This window comes from Streptomyces sp. NPDC101237 (genome assembly GCF_044767465.1).
Taxonomy (GTDB): Bacteria; Actinomycetota; Actinomycetes; order Streptomycetales; family Streptomycetaceae; genus Streptomyces; species Streptomyces gramineus.
In genome coordinates, this window is record NZ_JBIWNY010000021.1 from 117,712 (window position 1) to 142,941 (window position 25,230).

General features: G+C 71.4%; 22 protein-coding genes. 2 read left to right on the top strand and 20 right to left on the bottom strand.

Features of this window, described 5'->3' with window-relative positions; translation table 11 throughout:
• Positions 1-77: 77 nt before the first annotated feature.
• From carB to pyrR, 6 genes are all read right to left on the bottom strand, one after another.
• Positions 78-3,389, bottom strand: coding sequence for a carbamoyl-phosphate synthase large subunit (gene carB / locus ACIRQ9_RS28830; protein WP_404179609.1), 3,312 nt, complete (start codon positions 3,387-3,389; stop codon positions 78-80).
• Positions 3,382-4,524, bottom strand: a complete 1,143-nt coding sequence (gene carA, locus ACIRQ9_RS28835) for a glutamine-hydrolyzing carbamoyl-phosphate synthase small subunit (protein WP_404179612.1) — start codon at positions 4,522-4,524, stop codon at positions 3,382-3,384. Before carA ends, carB begins: the two co-directional genes overlap by 8 nt.
• The gene (locus ACIRQ9_RS28840) at positions 4,521-5,090 is read right to left on the bottom strand and encodes a hypothetical protein (RefSeq protein ID WP_404179615.1); all 570 of its coding nucleotides are present in this window, start codon (positions 5,088-5,090) and stop codon (positions 4,521-4,523) included. The genes carA and ACIRQ9_RS28840 overlap by 4 nt, the downstream gene beginning before the upstream one ends.
• Positions 5,087-6,373 (bottom strand): dihydroorotase, encoded by a 1,287-nt coding sequence (locus ACIRQ9_RS28845; protein ID WP_404179618.1) that lies wholly within the window; start codon positions 6,371-6,373, stop codon positions 5,087-5,089. The genes ACIRQ9_RS28840 and ACIRQ9_RS28845 overlap by 4 nt, the downstream gene beginning before the upstream one ends.
• 5 nt (positions 6,374-6,378) lie before the next feature.
• The gene (locus ACIRQ9_RS28850) at positions 6,379-7,359 is read right to left on the bottom strand and encodes an aspartate carbamoyltransferase catalytic subunit (protein ID WP_404179621.1); all 981 of its coding nucleotides are present in this window, start codon (positions 7,357-7,359) and stop codon (positions 6,379-6,381) included.
• A gap of 85 nt (positions 7,360-7,444) precedes the next feature.
• Positions 7,445-8,020 carry a bifunctional pyr operon transcriptional regulator/uracil phosphoribosyltransferase PyrR gene (gene pyrR / locus ACIRQ9_RS28855; protein WP_404179624.1) on the bottom strand — a complete coding sequence of 192 codons (576 nt, stop codon included), beginning with the start codon at positions 8,018-8,020 and terminating at the stop codon, positions 7,445-7,447.
• Between the two features lie 254 nt (positions 8,021-8,274).
• On the opposite strand from pyrR, the gene bldD reads away from it, so the two are divergent.
• Complete coding sequence (bldD, locus tag ACIRQ9_RS28860) at positions 8,275-8,778, top strand: transcriptional regulator BldD (RefSeq protein WP_020938842.1); 504 nt, start codon at positions 8,275-8,277, stop codon at positions 8,776-8,778.
• 294 nt (positions 8,779-9,072) lie between these two features.
• Here the strand turns inward: bldD and nusB are convergent, their stop codons facing one another.
• From nusB to ACIRQ9_RS28925, 13 genes are all read right to left on the bottom strand, one after another.
• On the bottom strand, positions 9,073-9,504 hold the full coding sequence (gene nusB, locus ACIRQ9_RS28865; RefSeq protein ID WP_404179627.1) for a transcription antitermination factor NusB: 432 nt from the start codon (positions 9,502-9,504) through the stop codon (positions 9,073-9,075).
• Positions 9,505-9,506: 2 nt separating this feature from the next.
• Positions 9,507-10,073, bottom strand: a complete 567-nt coding sequence (efp, locus tag ACIRQ9_RS28870; RefSeq protein WP_351320118.1) for an elongation factor P — start codon at positions 10,071-10,073, stop codon at positions 9,507-9,509.
• Between the two features lie 44 nt (positions 10,074-10,117).
• On the bottom strand, positions 10,118-11,224 hold the full coding sequence (locus tag ACIRQ9_RS28875; RefSeq protein WP_404179631.1) for an aminopeptidase P family protein: 1,107 nt from the start codon (positions 11,222-11,224) through the stop codon (positions 10,118-10,120).
• Positions 11,225-11,382: 158 nt separating this feature from the next.
• Positions 11,383-12,222, bottom strand: coding sequence for a Pro-rich N-terminal domain-containing protein (locus ACIRQ9_RS28880; RefSeq protein ID WP_404179634.1), 840 nt, complete (start codon positions 12,220-12,222; stop codon positions 11,383-11,385).
• 142 nt (positions 12,223-12,364) lie between these two features.
• Positions 12,365-13,456: a 3-dehydroquinate synthase gene (gene aroB, locus ACIRQ9_RS28885; RefSeq protein WP_404179637.1), complete on the bottom strand. Its 1,092-nt coding sequence runs from the start codon at positions 13,454-13,456 to the stop codon at positions 12,365-12,367.
• Positions 13,453-13,935 (bottom strand): shikimate kinase, encoded by a 483-nt coding sequence (locus ACIRQ9_RS28890; protein WP_404179698.1) that lies wholly within the window; start codon positions 13,933-13,935, stop codon positions 13,453-13,455. The genes aroB and ACIRQ9_RS28890 overlap by 4 nt, the downstream gene beginning before the upstream one ends.
• Positions 13,936-13,967: 32 nt before the next feature.
• Positions 13,968-15,152, bottom strand: a complete 1,185-nt coding sequence (gene aroC, locus ACIRQ9_RS28895) for a chorismate synthase (protein ID WP_404179640.1) — start codon at positions 15,150-15,152, stop codon at positions 13,968-13,970.
• Between the two features lie 300 nt (positions 15,153-15,452).
• Positions 15,453-16,292 carry a shikimate dehydrogenase gene (locus ACIRQ9_RS28900; protein ID WP_404179643.1) on the bottom strand — a complete coding sequence of 280 codons (840 nt, stop codon included), beginning with the start codon at positions 16,290-16,292 and terminating at the stop codon, positions 15,453-15,455.
• On the bottom strand, positions 16,273-17,988 hold the full coding sequence (mltG, locus tag ACIRQ9_RS28905; RefSeq protein ID WP_404179646.1) for an endolytic transglycosylase MltG: 1,716 nt from the start codon (positions 17,986-17,988) through the stop codon (positions 16,273-16,275). The genes ACIRQ9_RS28900 and mltG overlap by 20 nt, the downstream gene beginning before the upstream one ends.
• 123 nt (positions 17,989-18,111) lie before the next feature.
• A complete protein-coding gene (gene ruvX, locus ACIRQ9_RS28910; protein ID WP_404179649.1) occupies positions 18,112-18,576 on the bottom strand; it encodes a Holliday junction resolvase RuvX in 465 nt (154 codons plus the stop codon).
• 14 nt (positions 18,577-18,590) lie between these two features.
• Positions 18,591-21,263 (bottom strand): alanine--tRNA ligase, encoded by a 2,673-nt coding sequence (gene alaS, locus ACIRQ9_RS28915; RefSeq protein ID WP_404179652.1) that lies wholly within the window; start codon positions 21,261-21,263, stop codon positions 18,591-18,593.
• Positions 21,263-21,610, bottom strand: coding sequence for a hypothetical protein (locus ACIRQ9_RS28920; protein WP_404179655.1), 348 nt, complete (start codon positions 21,608-21,610; stop codon positions 21,263-21,265). Before ACIRQ9_RS28920 ends, alaS begins: the two co-directional genes overlap by 1 nt.
• A gap of 11 nt (positions 21,611-21,621) precedes the next feature.
• Positions 21,622-22,062, bottom strand: a complete 441-nt coding sequence (locus tag ACIRQ9_RS28925; protein ID WP_404179658.1) for a DUF948 domain-containing protein — start codon at positions 22,060-22,062, stop codon at positions 21,622-21,624.
• Between the two features lie 147 nt (positions 22,063-22,209).
• Here ACIRQ9_RS28925 and ACIRQ9_RS28930 point away from each other — a divergent pair, with 147 nt between their 5' ends.
• Positions 22,210-24,375 (top strand): ATP-binding protein, encoded by a 2,166-nt coding sequence (locus tag ACIRQ9_RS28930; protein WP_404179661.1) that lies wholly within the window; start codon positions 22,210-22,212, stop codon positions 24,373-24,375.
• Positions 24,376-24,402: 27 nt separating this feature from the next.
• On the opposite strand, the gene rpsD is transcribed toward ACIRQ9_RS28930, so the two are convergent.
• A complete protein-coding gene (rpsD, locus tag ACIRQ9_RS28935; protein ID WP_351320142.1) occupies positions 24,403-25,017 on the bottom strand; it encodes a 30S ribosomal protein S4 in 615 nt (204 codons plus the stop codon).
• Positions 25,018-25,230: the final 213 nt, after the last annotated feature.

The window sequence follows — 25,230 nt, forward strand, 5'->3', positions numbered from 1 at the left end:
AGACGGGCAACGCGCCCCCAGGGGCGCGGGGAACTGCGCGACCAGCCGCAACCGGCCCGCAGCCGACAGACGGCCGGTCAGTCCCTCGCGGCCGTCAACGTCTCCGCGTGCTCCTGGAGCGACCGCACCCCGACGCCGCCGTGATTGAGCGCGTCGATCCCCTGCACGGCCGCCGCCAGCGCCTGAACGGTCGTCAGGCAGGGCACCGAGCGGGCGACCGCGGCCGTCCGGATCTCGTACCCGTCCAGGCGACCCCCCGTGCCGTACGGGGTGTTGACGATGAGGTCGACCTCGCCGTCGTGGATGAGCTGGACGATCGTGCGCTCTCCGTCGGGCCCGATGCCGTCGGACTGCTTGCGGACCACCGTCGCGTTGATGCCGTTGCGCTTGAGCACCTCGGCCGTGCCGGAGGTGGCCAGCAGCTCGAAGCCGTGGGCGACCAGCTCGCGCGCCGGGAAGATCATCGAGCGCTTGTCGCGGTTGGCGACCGAGATGAAGGCGCGCCCCTTGGTCGGCAGCGGGCCGTAGGCACCGGCCTGCGACTTGGCGTAGGCCGTGCCGAAGACGGAGTCGATGCCCATGACCTCGCCCGTGGAGCGCATCTCAGGGCCGAGCACGGTGTCCACACCGCGTCCCTGGATGTCCCGGAACCGCGACCACGGCATGACGGCCTCCTTGACGGAGATCGGCGCGTCGAAGGGCAGCTCGCCGCCGTCGCCGTGAGCCGGCAGCAGTCCCTCGGCACGGAGTTCGGCGACGGTCGCGCCGAGCGAGATCCGGGCCGCGGCCTTCGCCAGCGGCACCGCGGTCGCCTTGGAGGTGAAGGGGACGGTGCGGGACGCGCGCGGGTTGGCCTCCAGGACGTAGAGGATGTCCCCGGCCATCGCGAACTGGATGTTGATCAGGCCGCGGACCCCGACGCCCTTGGCGATGGCCTCCGTCGAGGCCCGCAGGCGCTTGATGTCGAAGCCGCCCAGGGTGATCGGCGGCAGGGCGCAGGCCGAGTCGCCGGAGTGGATGCCGGCCTCCTCGATGTGCTCCATGACGCCGCCGAGGTAGAGCTCCTCGCCGTCGTAGAGGGCGTCGACGTCGATCTCGATCGCGTCGTCGAGGAACCGGTCGACGAGGACCGGCCGGGACGGGCTGATCTCGGTCGACTCGGCGATGTAGGAGGCGAGGCGGGTCTCGTCGTAGACGATCTCCATGCCCCGGCCGCCCAGGACGTACGACGGCCGCACGAGCACCGGGTAGCCGATCTCGTCGGCGATGGCCTTGGCCTCGGCGAAGGTGGTGGCGGTGCCGTGCTTGGGCGCCGGCAGGCCGGCCTCCGCGAGGACCCGCCCGAAGGCGCCCCGGTCCTCGGCCGCGTGGATGGCCTCGGGGGACGTGCCGACGATCGGCACGCCGTTGTCCTTCAGCGCCTGCGCCAGGCCCAGCGGGGTCTGTCCGCCCAGCTGCACCACCACGCCGGCGACCGGTCCGGCCTGCTGCTCGGCGTGCACGATCTCCAGCACGTCCTCCAGGGTGAGCGGCTCGAAGTACAGCCGGTCGGAGGTGTCGTAGTCGGTGGAGACGGTCTCCGGGTTGCAGTTGACCATCACGGTCTCGTACCCGGCGTCCGACAGCGCGAAGGAGGCGTGCACGCAGGAGTAGTCGAACTCGATGCCCTGGCCGATGCGGTTGGGCCCGGAGCCGAGGATGATGACGGCCGGCTTCTCGCGGGGCGCGACCTCGGTCTCCTCGTCGTAGGAGGAGTAGAAGTACGGCGTCCGCGCGGCGAACTCGGCGGCGCAGGTGTCGACCGTCTTGTAGACCGGGCGGACGCCGAGCGCGTGCCTGACCTCGCGGACGACGTCCTCGCGCAGGCCGCGGATCTCGCCGATCTGCTGGTCGGAGAAGCCGTGCCGCTTGGCCTCGGCGAGCAGGACGGGGGTGAGTTCGGCGGCGGCCGCCAGCTCGTCGGCGATCTCCTTGATCAGGAACAGCTGGTCCACGAACCACGGGTCGATCTTCGTGTACGCGAAGACCTCCTCGGGCGTGGCACCGGCGCGGATGGCCTGCATGACGGCGTTGATCCGGCCGTCGGTGGGCCGCACCGCCTCGCGCAGCAGGGTCTCCTTGTCGCCGGGCTCGCCGACGAACGTGAACTGGCTGCCCTTCTTCTCCAGCGAGCGCAGCGCCTTCTGGAAGGCCTCGGGGAAGTTGCGGCCGATCGCCATCGCCTCGCCGACCGACTTCATGGTCGTGGTCAGCGTGGAGTCGGCCTGCGGGAACTTCTCGAACGCGAACCGCGGGGCCTTGACGACCACGTAGTCGAGCGTCGGCTCGAAGGAGGCCGGGGTCTCCTGCGTGATGTCGTTGGGGATCTCGTCGAGGGTGTAGCCGACGGCGAGCTTGGCGGCGATCTTGGCGATCGGGAAGCCGGTCGCCTTGGAGGCGAGCGCGGAGGACCGCGAGACCCGCGGGTTCATCTCGATGACGATGACCCGGCCGTCCTCGGGGTTCACCGCGAACTGGATGTTGCAGCCGCCGGTGTCCACGCCGACCTCGCGGATCACGGCGATGCCGATGTCCCGCAGGATCTGGTACTCGCGGTCGGTGAGCGTCATGGAGGGGGCGACGGTGATCGAGTCGCCGGTGTGGACGCCCATGGGGTCGAAGTTCTCGATGGAGCAGACGACCACGACGTTGTCGTTCTTGTCGCGCATCAGCTCCAGCTCGTACTCCTTCCAGCCGAGGATGGACTCCTCCAGGAGCACCTCGGTGGTCGGCGAGAGGGTCAGGCCCTGGCCGGCGATGCGGCGCAGCTCCTCCTCGTCGTGGGCGAAGCCGGAGCCGGCGCCGCCCATGGTGAAGGAGGGCCGCACCACGACGGGGTAGCCGCCGCCGAGTTCCTCGACGCCCGCGATGACCTCGTCCATGGTGTGGCAGATGACCGAGCGGGCGGACTCGCCGTACCCGATCTTGCGGCGGACCTCCTCCACGACCTCCTTGAACAGGTCGCGGTCCTCGCCCTTGTTGATGGCCTCGACGTTGGCGCCGATCAGCTCGACGCCGTACTTGGCGAGGACGCCGTTCTTGTCGAGCGAGATGGCGGTGTTCAGGGCCGTCTGGCCGCCCAGGGTGGGCAGCAGGGCGTCGGGGCGCTCCTTGGCGATGATCTTCTCGACGAACTCGGGCGTGATCGGCTCGACGTACGTGGCGTCGGCGATCTCCGGGTCGGTCATGATCGTCGCCGGGTTGGAGTTGACGAGGATGACCCGCAGGCCCTCGGCGCGCAGCACGCGGCAGGCCTGGGTGCCGGAGTAGTCGAACTCCGCGGCCTGGCCGATGACGATCGGGCCGGAGCCGATGACCAGGACGGACTGGATATCGGTGCGCTTAGGCACGCTGGCCCTCCATCAGAGAAACGAAGCGGTCGAACAGGTAGGCGGCGTCGTGCGGGCCGGCTGCCGCTTCGGGGTGGTACTGGACGGAGAAGGCCGGCTGGTCGAGCAGTTGCAGCCCCTCCACGACGTCGTCGTTCAGGCACACGTGCGAGACCTCGGCGCGGCCGAACTTCGTCTCGCTGACCTGGTCGAGCGGAGCGTCCACGGCGAAGCCGTGGTTGTGCGCGGTGACCTCGACCTTGCCGGTCGTACGGTCCTGGACCGGCTGGTTGATGCCCCGGTGGCCGTACTTCAGCTTGTAGGTGCCGAAGCCGAGCGCGCGGCCGAGGATCTGGTTGCCGAAGCAGATGCCGAACAGCGGGGTCCTGCGCGCGAGGACGGCGGTCATCAGGGCCACCGGTCCCTCGGCCGTGGCCGGGTCGCCGGGGCCGTTGGAGAAGAACACGCCGTCCGGGGAGAGCGCGTACACGTCCTCCTCGGTGGCGGTCGCCGGCAGCACGTGCACCTCGATGCCGCGCTCGGCCATCCGCTGCGGGGTCATGCCCTTGATGCCGAGGTCGACGGCGGCGACGGTGAACCGCTTCTCGCCGACCGCGGGGACGACGTACGCCTCCTTGGTCGCGACCTCCTCGTAGAGGCTCGCGCCCTTCATGTGCGGCTGGGCCTGCACGCGCGCGACCAGTTCGGCGTCGGCGGCGATCGCCTCGCCCGAGAAGATGCCGGAGCGCATCGAGCCGCGTTCGCGCAGGTGGCGGGTGAGAGCGCGGGTGTCGATCCCGGAGATGCCGACCACGCCCTGGGCGACCAGCTCGTCGTCCAGGGAGCGGCTGGCGCGCCAGTTGGACGGCACGCGCGCGGGGTCGCGCACGACGTAGCCGGAGACCCAGATGCGGCCGGACTCGTCGTCCTCGTCGTTCCAGCCGGTGTTGCCGATCTGCGGGGCGGTGGCCACCACGATCTGGCGGTCGTAGGAGGGGTCGGTGAGGGTCTCCTGGTAGCCGGTCATACCGGTGGAGAACACGGCCTCGCCGAAGGTCTCCCCCACGGCCCCGTAGGCGCGGCCGCGGAAGATGCGGCCGTCCTCCAGGACGAGTACGGCGGGAGCCTGGCCGGCTCCCCTGGTGGAGGTCGTCATCGTTCGGCGCCTTCCGTGCTGGGTGTCTTGATCATGGAGTTGATGGCGTCGACCCATTCGGTGTGCTCGGCCGCGTGGTCCGAGCGGAATCCGGAGTCGATCAGCCGGTCGCCGTGCTGCCAGGTCACCACGAGCAGTCCGCCCTCGGTGAGGACCTTGCCCGCGATGCCCTTGCCGAGCAGGGCCTCGCGCAGCGCGGCGGCGGGGATGAAGAAGTCGTCCGCCCCGGGGCGTACGACGTCCAGGCCCGCGTCGGTCAGGGTGAGCTCGGCCCGGCTGCGGGAGCCGAGGCCGCGGGCCACGATGCGGTCCAGCCACTGCCCCGCGGTGGTGGAGCCGTGGTAGCGGCCGCTCATCGTCAGTCTCGCCGGGCCCGGGTCGTCCGGCGCGGTGGGCAGCTCCGGCAGGTCGCCCTGGAGGGTGCCGCGCCATTTCCAGCCCTCGCGCATCAGCCAGTAGACGAGCGCGACGAACAGGGCGAGGCCGACCAGCCAGCCGATGCGGGCGGACCAGTCGGTGACCGCGGCCGACTTCTTGTCGTCGGCCAGCAGGATCAGAGGTGTCACGTCAGCTTCCCGTCCACGAGCGTCGCCTTGCCCCGCAGCCACGTGTGGGTGACACGGCCCGGCAGCTCGCGTCCCTCGTAGGGAGTGTTGCGGCTGCGCGAGGCGAAGCCCGCGGGGTCCACCCGGCCACGGTATTCCGTGTCGACGAGGACGAGGTTGGCGGGCTCACCAGCCGAGACGGGACGGCCGTGACCGGCGGCCTGCCCGATGACGGCGGGCTTGAAGGACATGCGGTCGGCGACGCCGGCCCAGGTCAGCAGGCCGGTGTCCACCATGGTCTCCTGGACCACCGACAGCGCGGTCTCCAGGCCCACCATGCCCATGGCGGCCGCGGCCCACTCGCAGTCCTTGTCCTCGTGCGGGTGCGGGGCGTGGTCGGTGGCCACGATGTCGATGGTGCCGTCGGCGAGCGCCTCGCGCAGGGCCAGGACGTCGCGTTCGGTGCGCAGCGGCGGGTTGACCTTGTAGACCGGGTTGTAGGACCGCACCAGTTCGTCGGTGAGGAGCAGGTGGTGGGGGGTGACCTCGGCGGTGACGTCGATGCCGCGGGACTTGGCCCAGCGCACGATCTCCACCGAGCCGGCGGTCGAGAGGTGGCAGATGTGGACGCGGGAGCCGACGTGCTCGGCGAGCAGGACGTCCCGTGCGATGACCGACTCCTCGGCGACGGCCGGCCAGCCGCCGAGTCCCAGCTCCGCGGAGACGACGCCCTCGTTCATCTGGGCGCCCTCGGTCAGCCGCGGCTCCTGCGCGTGCTGGGCGACGACTCCGCCGAACGCCTTCACGTACTCCAGGGCCCGGCGCATGATCACGGCGTCGTCGACGCACTTGCCGTCGTCGGAGAAGACGGTGACGCCCGCGGCCGACTCGTGCATGGCCCCGAGTTCGGCGAGCTTCCTGCCCTCCAGGCCGACGGTGACGGCGCCGATGGGCTGGACGTCGCAGTAGCCGTGCTCCCGGCCGAGCCGGTAGACCTGCTCGACCACGCCGGCGGTGTCCGCGACCGGGAAGGTGTTGGCCATGGCGAACACGGCCGTGTAGCCGCCGCTCGCCGCCGCGCGGGTGCCGGTCAGGACGGTCTCGGAGTCCTCGCGGCCGGGCTCGCGCAGGTGGGTGTGCAGGTCGACCAGGCCCGGCAGCAGCACCTTGCCCGCGGCCTCCACGACCTCGGCGCCCTCGGCGGACAGCCCGTCGCCCACCGCCTCGACGGTCTCGCCGTCGATCAGGACGTCCTGCGGGTCACCGCCGAGCACCTTCGCACCACGGATCAGGATCTTGCTCATGGGTGTTACTTCTCCTCGGTGGTGCGGGCGGGGCTGACGGCGGGCTCGTTGCCGCCGAGCAGGAGGTAGAGAACGGCCATCCGGATGGAGACTCCGTTTGCGACCTGCTCGACCACGGTGCAGCGGTCGGAGTCGGCGACCTCGGCGGTGATCTCCATGCCGCGGACCATCGGGCCGGGGTGCATCACGATGGCGTGCTCGGGCATCCGCGCCATGCGCTCGCCGTTCAGGCCGTACCGCCGCGAGTACTCGCGCTCGGTGGGGAAGAACGCGGCGTTCATGCGCTCGCGCTGGACGCGCAGCATCATCACCGCGTCGGACTTGGGCAGGACGGCGTCGAGGTCGTACGACACCTCGCAGGGCCAGTTCCCGACGCCGACCGGCACCAGGGTGGGCGGGGCGACCAGGGTGACCTCGGCGCCGAGGGTGTGCAGCAGGTCGACGTTGGAGCGGGCGACCCTGCTGTGCAGGACGTCGCCGACGATCGTGATGCGCCGGCCGGCCAGGTCCTGCCCTATCCCGGCGTCCCGGCCGACGAGCCGGCGGCGCATGGTGAAGGCGTCCAGGAGGGCCTGGGTGGGGTGCTGGTGCGTGCCGTCGCCCGCGTTGATCACGGCGGCGTCGATCCAGCCGGAGTTGGCGAGGCGGTAGGGGGCGCCGGAGGCGCCGTGCCGGATGACGACGGCGTCGACGCCCATCGCCTCCAGGGTCTGGGCGGTGTCCTTCAGGGACTCGCCCTTGGAGACGCTCGACCCCTTGGCGGTGAAGTTGATGACGTCCGCGGACAGCCGCTTCTCGGCGGCCTCGAAGGAGATCCGGGTCCGGGTCGAGTCCTCGAAGAAGAGGTTGACCACGGTGCGGCCGCGCAGGGTCGGCAGCTTCTTGATCGGCCGGTCGGCGACCCGGGCCATCTCCTCGGCGGTGTCGAGGATCAGGACGGCGTCGTCGCGGGTGAGGTCGGCGGCCGAGATGAGATGACGCTGCATCTGTCAGGCTCCGTAGGGAAGTTCACATACCGGGAGATTACGGGCGAGGGTGGACGCACCGGTGCGGTGCGGGTCCGCGGGCTCGCTACTGGGCCGGCTTCGCACCGAGCAGCACGGTGTCGCGACCGTCCTCCTCGGCGAGCAGGACCTTGACCGTCTCCCGCAGCGACGTGGGGAGGTTCTTGCCGACGTAGTCGGCGCGGATGGGCAGTTCACGGTGGCCGCGGTCGACGAGGACCGCGAGCTGGACCGCGCGCGGGCGCCCGATGTCGTTCAGGCCGTCCAGGGCGGCGCGGATGGTGCGGCCGGAGAACAGCACGTCGTCGACGAGGACGACCAGTCTGCCGTCGATGCCGTCACCGGGGATCTCGGTGCGGGCCAGCGCACGCGGCGGATGCATGCGCAGGTCGTCGCGGTACATGGTGATGTCGAGCGAACCGACGGGCACCTTGCGGTCGGTGATCTCCTCCAGCTTGGCGGCGAGCCGCCGGGCGAGGAAGACACCGCGGGTCGGGATGCCGAGGAGCACCACGTCGTCGGCGCCCTTGGCGCGCTCGACGATCTCGTGGGCGATGCGGGTGATCACCCGCGCGATGTCGGGCCCTTCGAGAACGGGCCGGGCGTCGGATGCCTGAAGCTCAGGCTTGACCTGCTTGTCCATACGAAACGGACCTCCTTCTCCGCCTCACGGGACGGACCTTAAAGGACGTCGGATTTGCGCCATCCACCGTATCAGGTGCCGTACGGGCCTCTCGTCACCCCCTTGGCCCAATCGGCCCCCGCGACCATGGAAGAGTCGGTGCGGACCATTCGGCTTGACGCGAGAGAGTAACGCTGCGTAACCTCACAGTGAGTTACCAGCCGCGCGGCGGGAACCCAAGGCCGGCCGCGTCGACACAGTGTCCGGGGAGCTATATGTCCAGCGAATACGCCAAACAGCTCGGGGCCAAGCTCCGGGCCATCCGCACCCAGCAGGGCCTTTCCCTCCACGGTGTCGAGGAGAAGTCCCAGGGTCGCTGGAAGGCCGTGGTGGTCGGTTCGTACGAGCGCGGCGACCGTGCCGTGACCGTGCAGCGCCTTGCCGAATTGGCGGATTTCTACGGGGTGCCGGTGCAGGAGCTGCTTCCGGGCACGACCCCCGGCGGTGCCGCCGAGCCCCCGCCGAAGCTGGTCCTGGACCTGGAGCGGCTGGCCACCGTGCCGGCCGAGAAGGCGGGCCCGCTCCAGCGCTACGCGGCGACGATCCAGTCCCAGCGCGGCGACTACAACGGCAAGGTGCTGTCGATCCGCCAGGACGACCTGCGCACGCTCGCCGTCATCTACGACCAGTCCCCCTCGGTCCTGACCGAGCAGCTGATCAGCTGGGGCGTCCTGGACGCGGACGCGCGCCGCGCGGTCGCCACCCACGAGGACGCCTGACCCCGCAGCGCTTGAGCAGAAACGTGCCGCCGGGGCGGCCGGAACTCGATGGTTCCGGTCGCCCCGGCGGCTTTTCCGCCTTCAGGGCGCGCGGGGCGGGCGACCGCGGGACCTCCTGGGGCGGGAGAGAAGCCCCTGGGGGCGCGGGAGAGCCCGTGGGGGCGCGAGAGGGGGCGCGGACAGGCCGCAGGAGCCCCGCTGGCGCCCTCCCGGCGCATCACCGGCCCCACTGGGCACACGCATGCCGGAGGGCCCGCAGCAGGCGCGCTGCGGGCCCTCCGGCATGGTGTCGGCTCACGCCTCCCGGCGCAGCGACGGCTTCAGCTCCTTCAGCCGTCCCAGCAGTCCGTTCACGAACGACGGCGACTCGTCCGTCGAGAACTCCTTCGCCAGCTGCACCATCTCGTCGAGGACGACCGCGTCCGGGGTCTCGTCGACCCAGATCAGCTCGTACGCCCCGAGGCGCAGGATGTTCCGGTCGACGACCGGCATCCGGTCGAGCGTCCAGCCGACCGCGTACTGGGCGATCAGCTCGTCGATCCGCCGCACCTGCTCGGCGTAGCCCTCGACCAGCTGCATCGTGTACTCGCTCACCGGCGGCTGCCGGGTGTCCTCCCGGGAGAGCCGGATCCAGTCGGCGAGAACGGTCAGCACGTCGGCTCCGCGCTGGTCGCCCTCGAAGAGGATCTGGAAGGCGCGCTTGCGGGCCGTGTTGCGGGCAGCCACGGTTAGCTGTTCACCCGGCCGAGGTAGTCGCTCGTACGGGTGTCGACCTTGATCTTCTCCCCGGTGGTGATGAAGAGCGGGACCTGGATCTGGTGACCGGTCTCCAGGGTCGCCGGCTTGGTGCCGCCGGTGGAGCGGTCGCCCTGGACGCCCGGCTCGGTCTCCTGGATGACCAGCTCGACGGCGGCCGGCAGCTCGACGAAGAGCACCTCGCCCTCGTGGCGGGCGACGGTGGCCTCGAAGCCCTCGATCAGGAAGTTCGCGGCGTCGCCGACGGTCTTCCGGTCGATGTGCAGCTGGTCGTAGGTCTCCATGTCCATGAAGACGAAGTACTCGCCGTCCATGTACGAGAACTGCATGTCGCTCTTGTCGACAGTGGCCGTCTCGACCTTGACGCCGGCGTTGAAGGTCTTGTCGACCACCTTGCCGGACAGCACGTTCTTCAGCTTGGTGCGCACGAAGGCCGGGCCCTTGCCGGGCTTGACGTGCTGGAACTCGACGACGGACCAGAGCTGGCCGCCTTCGAGCTTGAGCACCAGGCCGTTCTTGAGGTCGTTCGTGGAAGCCACGGTTGCGGAATCTCCTGGACTGACGTACGACCCCGGGTCACGCGCTACAGCGCGAGCAGCTCCTTGGTCGTGATGGTGAGTAGCTCGGGTCCGCCGTCCGCCTCAGGGCGTACGACGAGCGTGTCATCGATCCGGACACCGCCCCGGCCCGGGAGGTGGACCCCCGGTTCGACGGTGACCGGCACGCAAGCGTCCAGTTTACCCATGGACGACGGGGCGAGCTGCGGGTCCTCGTCGATTTCGAGTCCCACCCCGTGTCCCATGCCGGGCTCCAGCCCCTCGGCGTAGCCCGCGGAGCGCAGCACCTGGCGGGCCGCGCGGTCCACGTCACGGTAGGCGGCCCCGGGTACGAGACCTTCCCGGCCGGCCCGCTGAGCGGCGAAGACGAGGTCGTAGAGCTCGATCTGCCAGTCGGCGGGAGAGGTCCCGATGACGAACGTCCGGCCGATCTCGCACCGGTAGCCGTGGTAGGCGGCTCCGAGGCAGACGGAGAGGAAGTCGCCCTCCTCCACCCGCCGGTCGGTGGGACGGTGGCCGCGGCGGCCCGCGTGGGGGCCGGTCGCCACGGAGGTGCGGAAGGCCGGGCCGTCGGCGCCGTGGTCGACCAGGCGGCGCTCCAGCTCCAGCGCCAGGTGGCGTTCGGTGCGGCCGACGAGGATCGACTCCAGCAGCTCGCCGAGGGCCTGGTCGGCGATCTCGGCGCCGATCCGGAGGCAGGCGATCTCCTCCTCGTCCTTCACGACCCTCAGCTGCTCGACGGCGCTGCTCAGGTCGGTGAGGCGCAGGCGGGGCGCCACCGAGGACAGGGCGCGGTGCCGGGTCACCGTGAGGTGGTGCTCCTCGACGGCGAGGACGTCGGCGTCCTGGGCGGCGGCGAGGTCGGCGGCGGCGACGGCGGGGTCGCCGCCGGGTCCCTCGAGAAGGTGCTGGCGCAGGGAGTCGTCGGGACGGACCCCCTGGGAGCGGTCGTCCTGCGGACCCGGGCTGACGAGCAGGTCCTCGCGTCTGCCGAGCAGCAGGACGGAGCCGGCGGGAGCGGCGCCGGCGAGGTACCTCACGTTGGCGGGACGCGAGACGAGGGCGGAGGCGCTGCCGCTGGCTTGGCAGCGGTCCCGTAGGCGGGCTCGGCGGGTGGCGTACACCTCTGACATGAGTCGAGCGTAGGAGTCGCGGGCGATGTCCGCCGGTTGGAGAGGGCCGAGTGGGGTGGCGGCGGGGTCCTCCCCCGGCTTCCGGCGGGCGCGGACCGGGCGGACGCCTCGCCCCGTCCCGCGGCTGTCGGAACCCGGGAGCCGCGGGACGGCCGCTGTCACCAGTTCGGCGGGCTCGCTATCGCCCGTGCCAGCACCTCGTCCAGCACGCGGGCGGTGCTCGGCACGTCCAGCTGGGAGTTGTCGATGATCGGCAGGCCCGAGCCGTACCAGCCCGCCATGCGCCCGTGGATACGGGCCACCTCCTCGTCGGTGAGGCGGCGGTTGCCCGAGCGTTCGGCGTTGCGCTCCAGGACGACGTCGAGTCCGGGGAGCAGGACGACCGGGAGCAGGCCGGGGCCGACATGGCGCTTCCAGCCGCCGAGGCCGACGACCGGGCGGTCGGGGAAGACCGCGTCGTCGAGGATGCAGGAGATGCCGTTGGCCAGGAAGTTGCGCGCGGCGAAGCCGCAGGTGCGGCGGGCCAGGCGGTACTGGGCCTCGGAGTTGTCGTTCCAGCCGGACTGGGGGTCGGCGAAGCCGGAGCGGACCCATTCGCGGACGTCGTCGAGGCTGATGTGGGCGGTGGGGACCCTGCGGTGGTCGGCCCAGTACTTGGCCACGCTGGTCTTGCCCGCGCCGGCCGGGCCGATGAGCAGGACGGCCAGGGTGGTCCCGGTCGGGTCGGGCGCGGTGGCCGCGGCCGGGGGTGCCGCGGGGATGCCCACCGGGGCGCCCGGCGGCAGCGGGACATGGCCCGTGGCGTCGGCGGGCGGCGGAGCCGTGGGCAGCGGCGGTGGGGGAACCGGCGGGGGCGTGCCCGGCGGCGGCGGGACGGGGGCAGGCGCGGGCGCGGGGCCCTGCGGCGCTCCCGGGTGCTGTGCGGCCGGCGGCCAGCCGGCCGGTTGCTGCCCCGGCTGATGGGGCGGCGGCAGCGGAGATCCCACTGCGTGCTGCATCCGGTGCCACTCCGTCTCGTCATGTTCGGCTGCGCTCGTTACCGAACGGTACCGCCCCCGGTCGTCGTTTGGTGAAACGGCCGGAGGCGGTACGAAGTGCCCGTGCCGGGAGGCGAATCGGGCGAAGGGATCAGGTGCGGACCTACTGCCCGACCTCGCCGTAGGCGGCGAGCAGCACGGCCGGGTCCGGCCCCTCCAGGACGGTGGGCTTGGCGAGGCCGTCCAGGACGATGAAACGCAGCAGGTCCCCGCGGGACTTCTTGTCGACCTTCATCGTCTCGACCAGCTTGGGCCACTGGTCGTAGCGGTAGTGCAGCGGGAGGCCCACCGACTCCAGGACCGTGCGGTGGCGGTCCGCCGTCGCGTCGTCCAGGCGTCCGGCCAGCCGGCCCAGCTCGGCGGCGAAGTGCATGCCGACGGCGACCGCGGCGCCGTGCCGCCACTTGTAGCGCTCGTTCTTCTCGATGGCGTGGCCGAGGGTGTGGCCGTAGTTGAGGATCTCGCGCAGCCCCGACTCCCTGAGGTCGGAGGAGACGACCTCGGCCTTGACCCGGATGGAGCGCTCGATCAGCTCGGCCGTGTGCGGGCCGGCCGGGGTGCGCGCGGCCTCGGGGTCGGACTCGATGAGCTCCAGGATCGCCGGGTCGGCGATGAAGCCGGCCTTGATGACCTCGGCGAGCCCGGACACGTAGTCGTTGACCGGGAGGGAGTCGAGGGCGGCCAGGTCGCAGAGCACGCCGGCCGGCGGGTGGAAGGCGCCGACCAGGTTCTTGCCCTCGGCGGTGTTGATGCCGGTCTTGCCGCCGACCGCCGCGTCCACCATGGCCAGGACGGTGGTCGGGACGGCGATCCAGCGCACGCCCCGCAGCCAGGTGGCGGCCACGAAACCGGCGAGGTCCGTGGTCGCGCCGCCGCCCACGCCGACGATCACGTCGGAGCGGGTGAAGCCGGACTGGCCGAGCGCCTTCCAGCAGTAGGCGGCGACCTCGGCGGTCTTGGCCTCCTCGGCGTTGGGCACCTGGATGGCGATGGCCTCGAAGCCCTGGCCGGCCAGGTCGGCGCGGAGCGCGTCGCCGGTCTCGGCGAGCGCCTCGGGATGGATCACCGCGACCCGCTTGACCCGCTCGCCGATCAATCCGCCCAGTTCTCCGAGCAGCTGACGGCCCACCAGGACCTCGTACGGCTCGGTGCCCGCCGTGCCGCCGACCTGGATCCGGGTGACTGCCTCGCTCATGCTTCCTTCAACTCCAGTGCGTCCAGCGCTGCTTGGGTGACCTCTTCGGGGGTGCGGCCGTCGGTCGCGACGACGGCCGAGGCGACCTCCTCGTACAGGTGCCGCCGCGCCTCCATCAGCTCCCGCCACTGCTTGCGCGGGTTGACGGCGAGCAGCGGCCGGGCCACGTTGAGGCCGGTGCGCTTGACGGCCTCCTCGACGTCCATGGAGAGGTAGACCACCCGCCCGCCGGCGAGCAGCGCGCGCGTGTCCGCGTCGAGGATCGCGCCGCCGCCGAGCGCGAGGACGCCCTCGTGTTCGGCCAGCGCCTCCCGTACCGCGCGCTTCTCGATCTCCCGGAAGGCCGCCTCGCCGTCGGCGACGAAGATGTCGGCGATCTCGCGGCCCTCGGCGGCGACGATGTCCTCGTCGGTGTCCCGGTAGCCGATGCCGAGCCGCCGGGCGAGCAGCCCGCCGACCGTGGACTTGCCGACGCCCATCGGTCCGATCAGCACCACCCTCGGTGCGGGGGTCACCGGATGGCCAGGTTCTCGAGGTACGACCGGACGTTGCGGCGGGTCTCGGCGACCGAGTCGCCGCCGAACTTCTCCGCCACCGCGTCGGCGAGGACGAGCGCGACCATCGCCTCGGCGACGATGCCGGCGGCCGGCACCGCGGAGACGTCGGAGCGCTGGTGGTGGGCCTGGGTGGCCTCGCCGGTGACGACGTCGACGGTCTGCAGGGCCCGCGGCACGGTCGCGATCGGCTTCATCGCGGCCCGTACCCGCAGCAGCTCACCGGTGGACAGGCCGCCCTCGGTGCCGCCGGCCCGGCCGGAGGCGCGGCGGATGCCCTCGGGCGTGCCGACGATCTCGTCGTGGGCCTGGGAGCCGGGGACCCGGGCGAGGTCGAAGCCGTCGCCGATCTCGACGCCCTTGATCGCCTGGATGCCCATCAGGGCTCCGGCGAGCCGGGCGTCCAGCTTGCGGTCCCAGTGGACGTGCGAGCCGAGACCGACCGGGACGCCGTAGGCCAGGACCTCGACCACACCGCCGAGGGTGTCGCCGTCCTTGTGGGCCTGGTCGACCTCCGCGACCATCGCCTTGGAGGCGTCGGCGTCCAGGCAGCGCAGCGGGTCGGCGTCCAGCTTCTCGACGTCGGCCGGGGTCGGGTGGACGCCCTTCGGCGCCTTCACCGAGCACAGCTCGACGACATGCGAGACGATCTCGACGCCGGTCGTCTCCTTGAGGTACGACCGGGCGACCGCGCCGAGCGCCACCCGGGCCGCGGTCTCCCGCGCCGAGGCCCGCTCCAGCACCGGCCGGGCCTCGTCGAAGCCGTACTTCTGCATGCCGGCCAGGTCGGCGTGGCCGGGCCGGGGGCGGGTCAGCGGGGCGTTGCGAGCCAGCCCGGCGAGGATCTCCGGGTCGACCGGGTCGGCCGCCATGACCTGCTCCCACTTGGGCCACTCGGTGTTGCCCACCATGATCGCGACCGGGGAGCCGAGCGTGAGACCGTGCCGGACCCCGCCGAGGAAGGTGACCTGGTCCTGTTCGAACTTCATGCGGGCACCGCGTCCGTAACCGAGGCGCCGCCGCGCGAGATGGTCCGCGACCATCTCGGTCGTGATCGGCACGCCGGCGGGAAGGCCCTCCAGCGTCGCGACAAGTGCGGGACCGTGGGACTCCCCCGCGGTCAGCCAACGCAGCCTGCTCAACGTTGCTCCTCAGTGCTCGCGCTCTGGTACTGCCTGCGTACACGCGTCCTCGCGTACGGCGACGGCCCGACCGGGTGCGCGGCTCCGGTCCGCCGTCTCCGATCCTCCCACGTCCGCGCGGTGAACCCGGCCGCCGGTCCAGCAGACGGACGCGGACGCGCCGGCCCCGCGGGGGCCCGGACCAGCCGGCCGGGCGGACATCCCCGCGGTCCCGCGGCGCTCCGAGGGGGCGCGGGGAACCGCGCGACCAGCCACGACGAAGCCGCGGCCGGGCCTGTCGCCGGGGCGCGGGCGGAGCGCTCAGCGCTCGGAAAGCGCCTTCTCGCCCGCCCGGCGCATGACCTCCAGGGGCGCGGGCCCGCGGCCGGTCATCTGTTCGACCTGGAGAACGGCCTGGTGCACCAGGAGGTCGAGGCCGCTGACGACGGCCCCGCCGAACATGGACCAGCGGGCGGCCAGGGCCGTGGGCCAGGGGTGGTAGAGCACGTCGAACAGCGTGGCGGGGCGCTCCGGCACGGCGGCGGCGAGGCCGTCGGTCGTACCGGCGGGGGTCGTGGCGATCACCAGCGGGGCGTGCAGGGCCTGTTCGGCGTCGGCCCAGTCGGCGGTCCGCACCTCGACGTCGAGCCGCTCGCCCCAGTGCCGCATCTCGGCGGCGCGTTCCTCGCTGCGGACGTAGGCGACGACCTCGCCGGTGCAGATCCGGGCGAGCGCGGCCAGCGCGGAGGAGGCGGTCGCCCCGGCGCCGAGGACGGCGGCGGTCTCGACCTGCTCGATGCCGTGTTCCCGCAGCGCGGCGACCATGCCCGGGATGTCGGTGTTGTCCCCGAGCCGGCGGCCGTCCTCCGCGAGGACGACCGTGTTGACCGCGTCGACCGAGGCGGCTGTCTCGGTGATCTCGTCGACCAGCGGGATCACCGCCCGCTTCAGCGGCATGGTCAGCGACAGCCCCGCCCACTCGGGACCCAGCTGCCCGAGGAAGCCGGGCAGCGCGGCCTCGTCGACCTCGAAGCGCTCGTACGACCAGTCGGTGAGCCCGAGTTCGTCGTACGCGGCCCGGTGCAGCACCGGGGAGAGCGAGTGGGCGATGGGCTTACCGAGCACGGCGGCCCGACGGGCTTCAGTGGCCCGAGGTGGCATTGAACTTTTCCTTGAGCTGCTGGAATTCCTGATAGGTCTTCGCGAATTCGGTGTTGTTCTGGCCGTCGGTCGCCACGAAATAGATCCAGCCGTCGTCGGTCGGATCCAGTGCCGCCTTCAGCGCCTCGTCGCCGGGGTTGCCGATCGGACCGGGCGGGAGACCCTTCTGGGTGTACGTGTTGTACGGGTCCTGATTGCTGTTGATCTCCGACTCGCTGATATGGATGTTGCTGGTGCCCTTCAGATAGTTGAAGGTCGAGTCGAATTGCAGCTTCTGGTTGGTCTCGGTGTTCGTGGGCTGGAGACGGTTGTAGATGACTTCCGCCATCTTGCGGAAGTCGTCCTGCGTCTTGCCCTCGGCCTGCACGAGGCTCGCCACCGTGATCACCTGGAGCGGGTTGTCCAGGTCGAACTTCTTTGCCTGGGCCGCGAGATCGTAGGTCGCGTACTGCTCCTTGGCCGCGGCCACCATGCTCTTGAGGATCGCCTCGGGCTTCATGCCCTTGGCCGCGGGATAGGTGGTCGGGTAGAGGAAGCCTTCCAGCGGATCCTTGATCCGGCTGCCGCCGTTCGCCCACGAGGGCAGCCCGAGACTCTTGTATTCCTTCTTGGCGATCCTCTGGGTCGTACCGGCCCGCAGTTCCAGCCGTTTGTCGATCGCCTGGTACACGGAGGCATTGCGTTCGCCGGGTTTGACGACCACATTGCTCTGGCTCTGCGGATCCAGCATCAGCTTCACGGCGCTCGCCGCGGACATCTCCTTCTTCAGGAGATAGGCACCGGCCTGAATCGTTTTTCCGTTGGGATTCTGGGACTGGGCCGCCACGAACGCGTCCACGCTCTTGACGACGCCGGCGTCCTCCAGCCGACGGGCGATCTCGTACCCCCCGGCACCCTTCGGGATCTCGACCGTCACCGACCCGGTGCCGCCGCCGACGTAGTCGGGGGCCGGGCCGAAACGGTTCTGGTAGAAGTGCCAGCCGAAGTACCCGACCGTGGCCGCACCGCCTCCGAAGACCAGGCAGACCACCAGGCAGGCGCAGCCGTTGCGCCGTTTCTTGGCGCCCTTGCCGCCCTTCGCGTCCTTGCCGCGGCCACCACCGCGGCGCCCTTTCGGGTCGTCGTCATCGTCGCCGTCGTCGTCGGCACCCGTGAAGAAGGGGTGCTGCTCCTCCTCGACAGCGGGCTCCGCCTGCGATTCCGGTTCCGGTTCCGGCCGGCGGCGGCCGGGCGGCTCCGGCGGCGGGTAGGCGTCCTCGGTGCCGTAGAAGTCCGGCTGTTCACCGCCGTACGCCACCGGCTGCTGGCCGTAGGGATCGCCCGGGTCGGCCGCGTAGGGCACCTGGCCGTGGGTTCCGGTCGCGTCCCAGCCGCCGCCCTGGTGGTACTGCTGGGCTTGTCCGACGTACTGCTGGTCGTACTGCTGCTGCCCCTGTCCGTCGGTGTAGCGGAGCTGCCCCTGCTCGTCGTAGTACGCGTACTGCTGCGGGTCCTGGTGCTGGTCGTACCCGCCCTGCGGGTGCTGGCTCCAGCCGACGTAGTTCTGCTGCGACTGCTGCGGGTGGTGCTGCGGCTGGCCGCCGTAGGGGGACTGCTGGCCCACGTGGGCCTGCTGACCTCCCCACCCGTCGTCCCCGTACAACGGGTCCTCCGGGTGCCACGGTTCGGAGCCTGGGCCCCGGCCATACTCAGTCATCGATCCCCTAGAGCCGCGAGGCGGCGCGTCACGCGGCTGGTGGGCCGGCCGACCGTTCCGCCTCTTGCTGTGCGGTGGCTGTTCGAAAACCATCGCATCGCGCGGAACGTTACCGTATCGCGATCAGATGACCACTTCGACGCCCTCGCCGGGTGGCTTACCTGACACCCGTTCGGATTCCAGCGCCTGCTGAAGGATGATCACAGCGGCTGCCTGGTCGATCACCGCCCGGCCCTTCTTGGACTTCACCCCCGAGGCGCGCAGTCCCTGACTGGCCGTCACGGTCGTCATCCGCTCGTCGACCAGCCGGACCGGCACCGGACTGATGCCCTGGGCCAGCTCCTGCGCGAAGGCCCGGACCTTGACGGCGGCCGGACCCTCACCCCCCTTGAGGGAGCGCGGGAGTCCGACGACGACCTCGATCGGCTCGTACTCATCGGCCAGCTGCCGCAGCCGGCGGTGGGCGGCGGGGATGTCCCGGCCGGGGACGGTCTCGACCGGGGTGGCCAGGATCCCGTCGGGGTCGCACGAGGCGACCCCGATCCGGGCGTCCCCGACGTCGACGGCGAGTCGACGTCCTCTGCGCATCTTCTTACCGTCTCTTACTTGGCGGTCTCGGCCACGAGGCGCTCGACGGCGTCGATGGCCTCGCCCACGGCAGCCGGGTTCTGGCCGCCGCCCTGGGCCACGTCCGGCTTGCCGCCGCCACCGCCGCCGAGCGTCTTGGCGGCGGCGCGGACCAGGTCACCGGCCTTGAGGCCGCGGTCGCGCGCGGCGTCGTTGGTGGCGATGACCGTGAGCGGCTTGCCGTTGTTGACCGTGAACAGCGCGACCACGGCGGCACGCCCGCCCTGGATGCGGCCGCGCACGTCGAGGACGAGCTTGCGCAGGTCGTCCGCGGTCGTGCCGTCCGGCACCTGCCCGGTCACCACGGCGATCCCCCGGACGTCCTTCGCCGAGTCGGCGAGGCCGCCGGCGGCCTGCAGCACCTTCTCGGCGCGGAACTTCTCGATCTCCTTCTCGGCGTCCTTCAGCTTGCCGAGCATGGCGGAGACCTTCTCCGGAAGCTCCTCCGGGCGGCCCTTGATCAGTTCCTGGAGCTGGGCGACGACCGTGTGCTCGCGGGCCAGGAAGTTGTAGGCGTCCACACCGACGAGGGCCTCGATACGGCGGACACCCGAACCGATCGACGACTCGCCGAGCAGCTTCACCAGGCCCAGCTGGGCGGTGTTGTGCACGTGGGTGCCGCCGCACAGCTCCTTGGAGAAGTCGCCGATGGTCACCACACGCACCCGCTCGCCGTACTTCTCGCCGAACTCGGCGATGGCGCCCTGCTTCTTGGCCTCGTCGATGCCCATGATGTCGGCGCGCACGTCCAGGTCGCGGGCGAGCACCTCGTTGATCTTCTGCTCGACGTCGGTCATCACGGCCGTCGGGACGGCCGAGGGCGAACCGAAGTCGAAGCGGAAGCGGCCGGGCTGGTTCTCCGAACCGGCCTGGGCGGCCGTCGGCCCGAGGGCGTCGCGCAGCGCCTGGTGGGTGAGGTGGGTGGCCGAGTGGGCGCGGGCGATGGCGGTCCGGCGGCGCTGGTCGATCGCGGCGTGGGCCTTGGCGCCGACCGTCACCTCGCCGACCTGGACGACGCCCTTGTGGACGTAGACGCCCGGGACCGGCTTCTGGGTGTCGCGGATCTCGATGACGGCACCGGTGTCGACCTTGATCCGGCCGGTGTCGCCGATCTGGCCGCCGCCCTCGGCGTAGAACGGGGTGCGGTCCAGGACGATCTCGACCTCGTCGCCCTCGGTCGCGGCCGGCGAGGAGACGCCGTCGACGAGGATGCCGACGATGGTGGACTCGCCCTCGGTGTCGCTGTAGCCGATGAAGTCGGTGGCGCCGGTCCGGTCGGCGATCTCGCGGTAGGCGCCGGCGCCGGCGTGGCCGGTCTTCTTGGCCTGGGCGTCGGCCTTGGCGCGCTCCCGCTGCTCCTTCATCAGGCGGCGGAAGCCGTCCTCGTCCACCGCGAGGCCCTGCTCGGCGGCCATTTCGAGGGTGAGGTCGATCGGGAAGCCCCAGGTGTCGTGGAGCAGGAACGCCTTGTCGCCGGCGAGGATCGTGCCGCCGGACTCCTTGGTCTCGGTGACGGCGGTGTCGAGGATGTTGGTGCCGGCCTTCAGCGTCTTGAGGAAGGCGTTCTCCTCGGCGACGGCGACCTTCTCGATGCGCTCGCGGTCGGTGACCAGTTCGGGGTACTGCTGGCCCATCATCCGGATGACGGTGTCGACGAGGTCGAGGACGACCGGTCCGGTGGCGCCGAGGAGCCGCATGTTGCGGATGGCGCGGCGCATGATGCGGCGCAGCACGTAGCCGCGGCCCTCGTTGCCGGGGGTGACGCCGTCGCCGATGAGCATGACCGACGTGCGCATGTGGTCGGTGACCACGCGCAGCGAGACGTCCGAGGCGTGGGTGTCGCCGTAGTGGACGCCGGTCAGCTCGGTGGCCTTCTTGATGACGGCCATGGAGGTGTCGATCTCGTACATGTTCTGCACGCCCTGCAGAATCATGGCGAGGCGTTCCAGGCCGAGGCCGGTGTCGATGTTCTTGCTCGGCAGCTCTCCGAGGATCTCGAAGTTGTCCTTGCCGATGCCCTCGCCCCGCTCGTACTGCATGAAGACGAGGTTCCAGATCTCGACGTACCGCTCGTCGTTGACGGCGGGGCCGCCCTCGACGCCGAACTCGGGGCCGCGGTCGTAGTTGATCTCGGAGCAGGGGCCGCAGGGGCCGGGGACGCCCATGGACCAGTAGTTGTCCTTCATGCCGAGGCGCTGGATGCGCTCCTTCGGCACGCCCACGACCTCGTGCCAGATGCGCTCGGCCTCGTCGTCGTCCTTGTAGACGGTGATCCAGAGCTTCTCCGGCTCCAGGCCGTAACCGCCCTTGTCCTGGGGTGTGGTGAGCAGCTCCCAGGCGTACTTGATGGCGCCTTCCTTGAAGTAGTCGCCGAAGGAGAAGTTGCCGCACATCTGGAAGAAGGTGCCGTGCCGGGTGGTCTTGCCGACCTCTTCGATGTCAGGGGTGCGCACGCACTTCTGCACGCTGGTGGCGCGGGCCCACGGCGGCTTGACCTCGCCGAGGAAGTAGGGCTTGAAGGGCACCATGCCGGCCGGGACCAGGAGCAGAGTCGGGTCGTCCGCGATGAGCGACGCCGAAGGGACGACGGTGTGACCGCGCTCCTCGTAGAAGCTCAGCCAGCGGCGGCGGATCTCTGCCGACTCCATCAGTGGTCCTCATTCCGGTCGTACGAGTACGTCGTGTTCTCGATGTACTTCGGGTTGCTGCGGTGGTTCTCGATGGCGGCGAACCGCCGGGGCGCGGGGAGTTCGGGGTCCGCGTTGATGCCCAGCGCGTCTCCCAGCTCCTCCTCCCGCCGGGCCATGTTCTCGCGCACGTCGAGCGCGAAGCCGACCGCCCGGTCCTTGATCCGGTGGCCGGTCTCCAGCGCCTTGTTCGCGGCGGTGGCGGCAAGGCTCTCGGGGGTCAGCTGCCGGAGCTTGCGGTTGACCTTGGTGGTGGCCCAGACACCGGCGGCGACACCGGTGGTGAACCAGAAGGTTCGGCGGAACATCAGCCTGGCTCCTACTTTCCCCGGTTCTTCCGCCGTGCGGCGGACAGCGTCCGGCCCACGATCACGGTACGCCCGGCCTCCCGGGCGGGCACGTCCGCCTTGCGGCCGGACAGGGCCCGCCGCACGCCGTAGCCGAACGCGGCGACCTTGACCAGCGGCCCGCCGAAGGTGGAGGCGACGGTGGACGACAGCGCGGAGGCGTTGGAGGTGACCTCCTGGACGTCCGAGGCGATCGCGTCGACCCGTTCGATCTGGGTCTGCGCGGAGCGCACGGCCGCGGAGGCGTCGGCGAGCAGCGGGACGGCCTGGTCGGTCACGTCCGCCACCAGCTTGGTGGTCGCCCTGAGCGTCTGGGCCAGCCTCACGAGCGCCACCGCGAGGAAGGAGACCAGGATCGCCCAGAAGACGGCCACCAGGATCCCGGCCACCTCTCCACCGGACACTGTGCGCACCTGCTTCCCGCTCTTCCGCGAAAATCAATTGAGATCCGAGCCTATCGCGCGGGGCGTCGGGCTCCGTACCGGATTACCGCGCGCGGGCGGCGGAGTTGCCGGAACCGATTGTACGGACCGAACACGGTTAAGTACGCTCCGTGTCCCATGCGAGGTCCTCAGCGCCCCGGCCCCTCCGCGGACGGCAACCTGCCCCTGGAACTGACCGCGTTCGTGGGCCGCTCGGCCGAACTCGGCGAGCTGGCCCGGGCCCTGGAGTCGGACCGGCTGGTGACGGTGACCGGGGTCGGCGGGGTCGGCAAGTCCCGGCTCGCGGCCCGGGCGGCGGCCGCGGCGGCGCCCCGGGACGGGGTGTGGCGGGTGGAGCTGTCGGCGGTGCGCGATCCGGAGTTCGTCGAGTACGCCGTGGTGGAGGCGCTGGGCCTGACCGACCACACCACCCGGCAGCCGCGCCGGACGCTCCTGGACCACCTGGACGGCCGCCGCTGCCTGCTGCTCCTCGACGGTTACGAGCACCTGGTCGACGGATGCGCCGGGCTGGTGGCCGAGCTGCTGCGGCGGCTGCCGGACCTGACCGTGCTGGCGGCGGGGCGGCGGCCGCTGGGGGTCGCGGGCGAGCGGGTGTTCCCGCTGGCGCCGCTGGCCCGCGAGGAGGCGGAGGAGCTGTTCGCCGAGCGCGCGGAGCGGCAGGGGCTCGTGGTCCGGGACCACGCGCAGGTGCGGGAGGTGTGCCGGCGGCTGGACGGGATCCCGCTGGCGATCGAGCTGGCGGCGGGCCGGCTGCGGGTGTTGTCGCCCGCGCAGATCCTGGAGCGGCTCGACGACCGGTTCCGGCTGCTGACCGGCGGCGGCCGCGACGGCCTGCCGCGTCATCAGACGCTGCGCACGGCCATCGGCTGGAGCCACGAACTGTGCACTCCCGCCGAGCGGTTGCTGTGGGCGCGGCTGTCGGTGTTCGCGGGGACCTTCGACCTGGAGGCCGCCGAGTACGTGTGCGGCGGGGACGGGCTGCCGTCCGAGACCGTCCTGGACGTGCTGGCGGAGCTGCTCGCGCAGTCGGTGCTGTCCCGCGAGGACACCGCGGCCGGGGTGCGCTACCGGATGCTCGACACCGTGCGGGCGTACGGCGGCGAGTGGCTGGCGGCGGCGGGGGACGCGGGGCGGCTGCGGCGCCGGCACCGCGACTGGTTCATGGGGCTGGCGACCTGGTGCGAGCTGGACTGGTTCTCGCCGCGGCAGGGCGAGGTGGCGGCGCGTGTCGAGGCCGAGCTGCCGAACCTGCGGGCGGCGCTCGACCACTGTCTGACCGAGCCGGACGAGGCGCATCTGGGGCAGTACCTGGCGGCTTCGCTGTGGTTCCACTGGGCGGGCTGCGGGCGGCTCTCGGAGGGGCGGCGCTGGCTGGAGCTGAGCCTGGTACTGGACTCCCCGTATCCGCGGTCCCGGCTGAAGGCGCTGTGGGTGCTCGGTTACGTGGCGATCCTGCAGGGTGACGCGGTGGCCGCGCTGGCGGCGCTCCAGGAGTGCCGGGAGGAGGCCGAGCGGGCCGCGGACGCGACGGCGCTGGCGTACGCGGAGCACCGCGCCGGCTGTCTGGCCCTGGTCACCGACGACATGGCCCGCGCCGAGACGCTGCTGCGGTCGGCGCTCGGCCGCTACCGGGAGATCGGCGAGCTGAACAGCAACGTCCTGATGGGCCAGGTCGAGCTGGCGATGGCCAGGGCCTTCCTCGGCGATCTGCCGGAGGCGGTGCGGCTGTGCGAGGACGTGCGCCGGGTGTGCGAGGACCACGGCGAGCGCTGGGCCCGGTCGTACGCGCTGTACGTGCTGGCGTACGCGGCCTGGCGGGACGGGGATCCGGCGGGCGCCCGCGCGCTGCTGACCGACTGCCTGGGCCATGCGCACGGCTTCCGGGACCTGCTGGGTTCGGTGCTGTCGGTCGAGCTGCTGGCCCTGGTGACGGCGGCCGAGGGCGATCCGGCGGAGGCCGCGGTGCTGCAGGGCGCGGCGGGACGGATGTGGGCGTCGGTGGGGCTGCCGCTGTTCGGCTCCGCCCACTTCAACGCCCCGCACGAGCTGTGCGAGGCGACGGCCAGGCGGGCGCTGGGCGAGGAGCGGTACGCGCAGTGCGTGCGGCAGGGAGCGCTGCTGGACGGGGAGGCGGCGGTGGCCCGGGCCCTGGACGGCTCCGGGGAACGGCCGCTGGACGCGCTGCCGGCGCCGCGCGGCCCGGTACGGCGGCGCGAGGACGGTACCGGCATGCGAAAGCCCGCCGCCTCCCCCACCCGGAAGGGCGGGGAGACGGCGGGCTGACGCTGGAGTACCGCGCCGGAGCTGGGGTCAGCGGGCGTAGTACTCGACGACGAGCTGCTCGTCACAGATGATCGGGACTTCCTTGCGGTTCGGCTCGCGGTCCAGGCGGAACGCCAGGGCCTTGAGGTTCACCTGCAGGTAGCGCGGGATCTCGCCGTCGGGGGCGAAGCCGCCCTCACGGGCGATCTGGAAGAGCGTCTTGTCCTTCGAGCGGTCGCGGACCTGGACGACGTCGTCCGGACGCACGCGGTAGGACGGCTTGTCGACCTTCTGACCGTTGACCTGGATGTGGCCGTGCACGACCATCTGGCGGGCCTGGTAGATCGTGCGGGCGATGCCCGAACGCAGGACCAGCGCGTCGAGGCGGCGCTCCAGCTCGATGATCAGGGCCTCACCGGTCTTGCCCTGCACCTTGGAGGCACGCTCGTAGGCGCGGACGAGCTGACGCTCGGACACGTCGTACTGCGCGCGCAGACGCTGCTTCTCCAGCAGACGGACCTTGTAGTCCGAGTTCTGCTTGCGGCCGCGGCCGTGCTCACCCGGCGGGTAGGGACGGGCCTCGAAGTACTTGACGGCCTTCGGGGTCAGCGCGATGCCGAGGGCACGCGACTTCTTGACCTTGGGGCGGGACTGGTTCGCCACTTGTCTCTTTCTTCCTTCTGATATCCGGCTCGTCAGGGTTAAGGGAGGTCGCAATCCGCAGCCGGGGAAACCCGCCGGGACCCGTTGCCGGGCACTGGTGGGCAGCCGCTCCCCTGTTCTGGGCACATACGTGCAGCACGCGAGTGGCCCACCGACCGGTCCCGCCGTACGGCGAGTGGTGGTGGGCTGCCCGCGACACCGTTCGACGGTGCG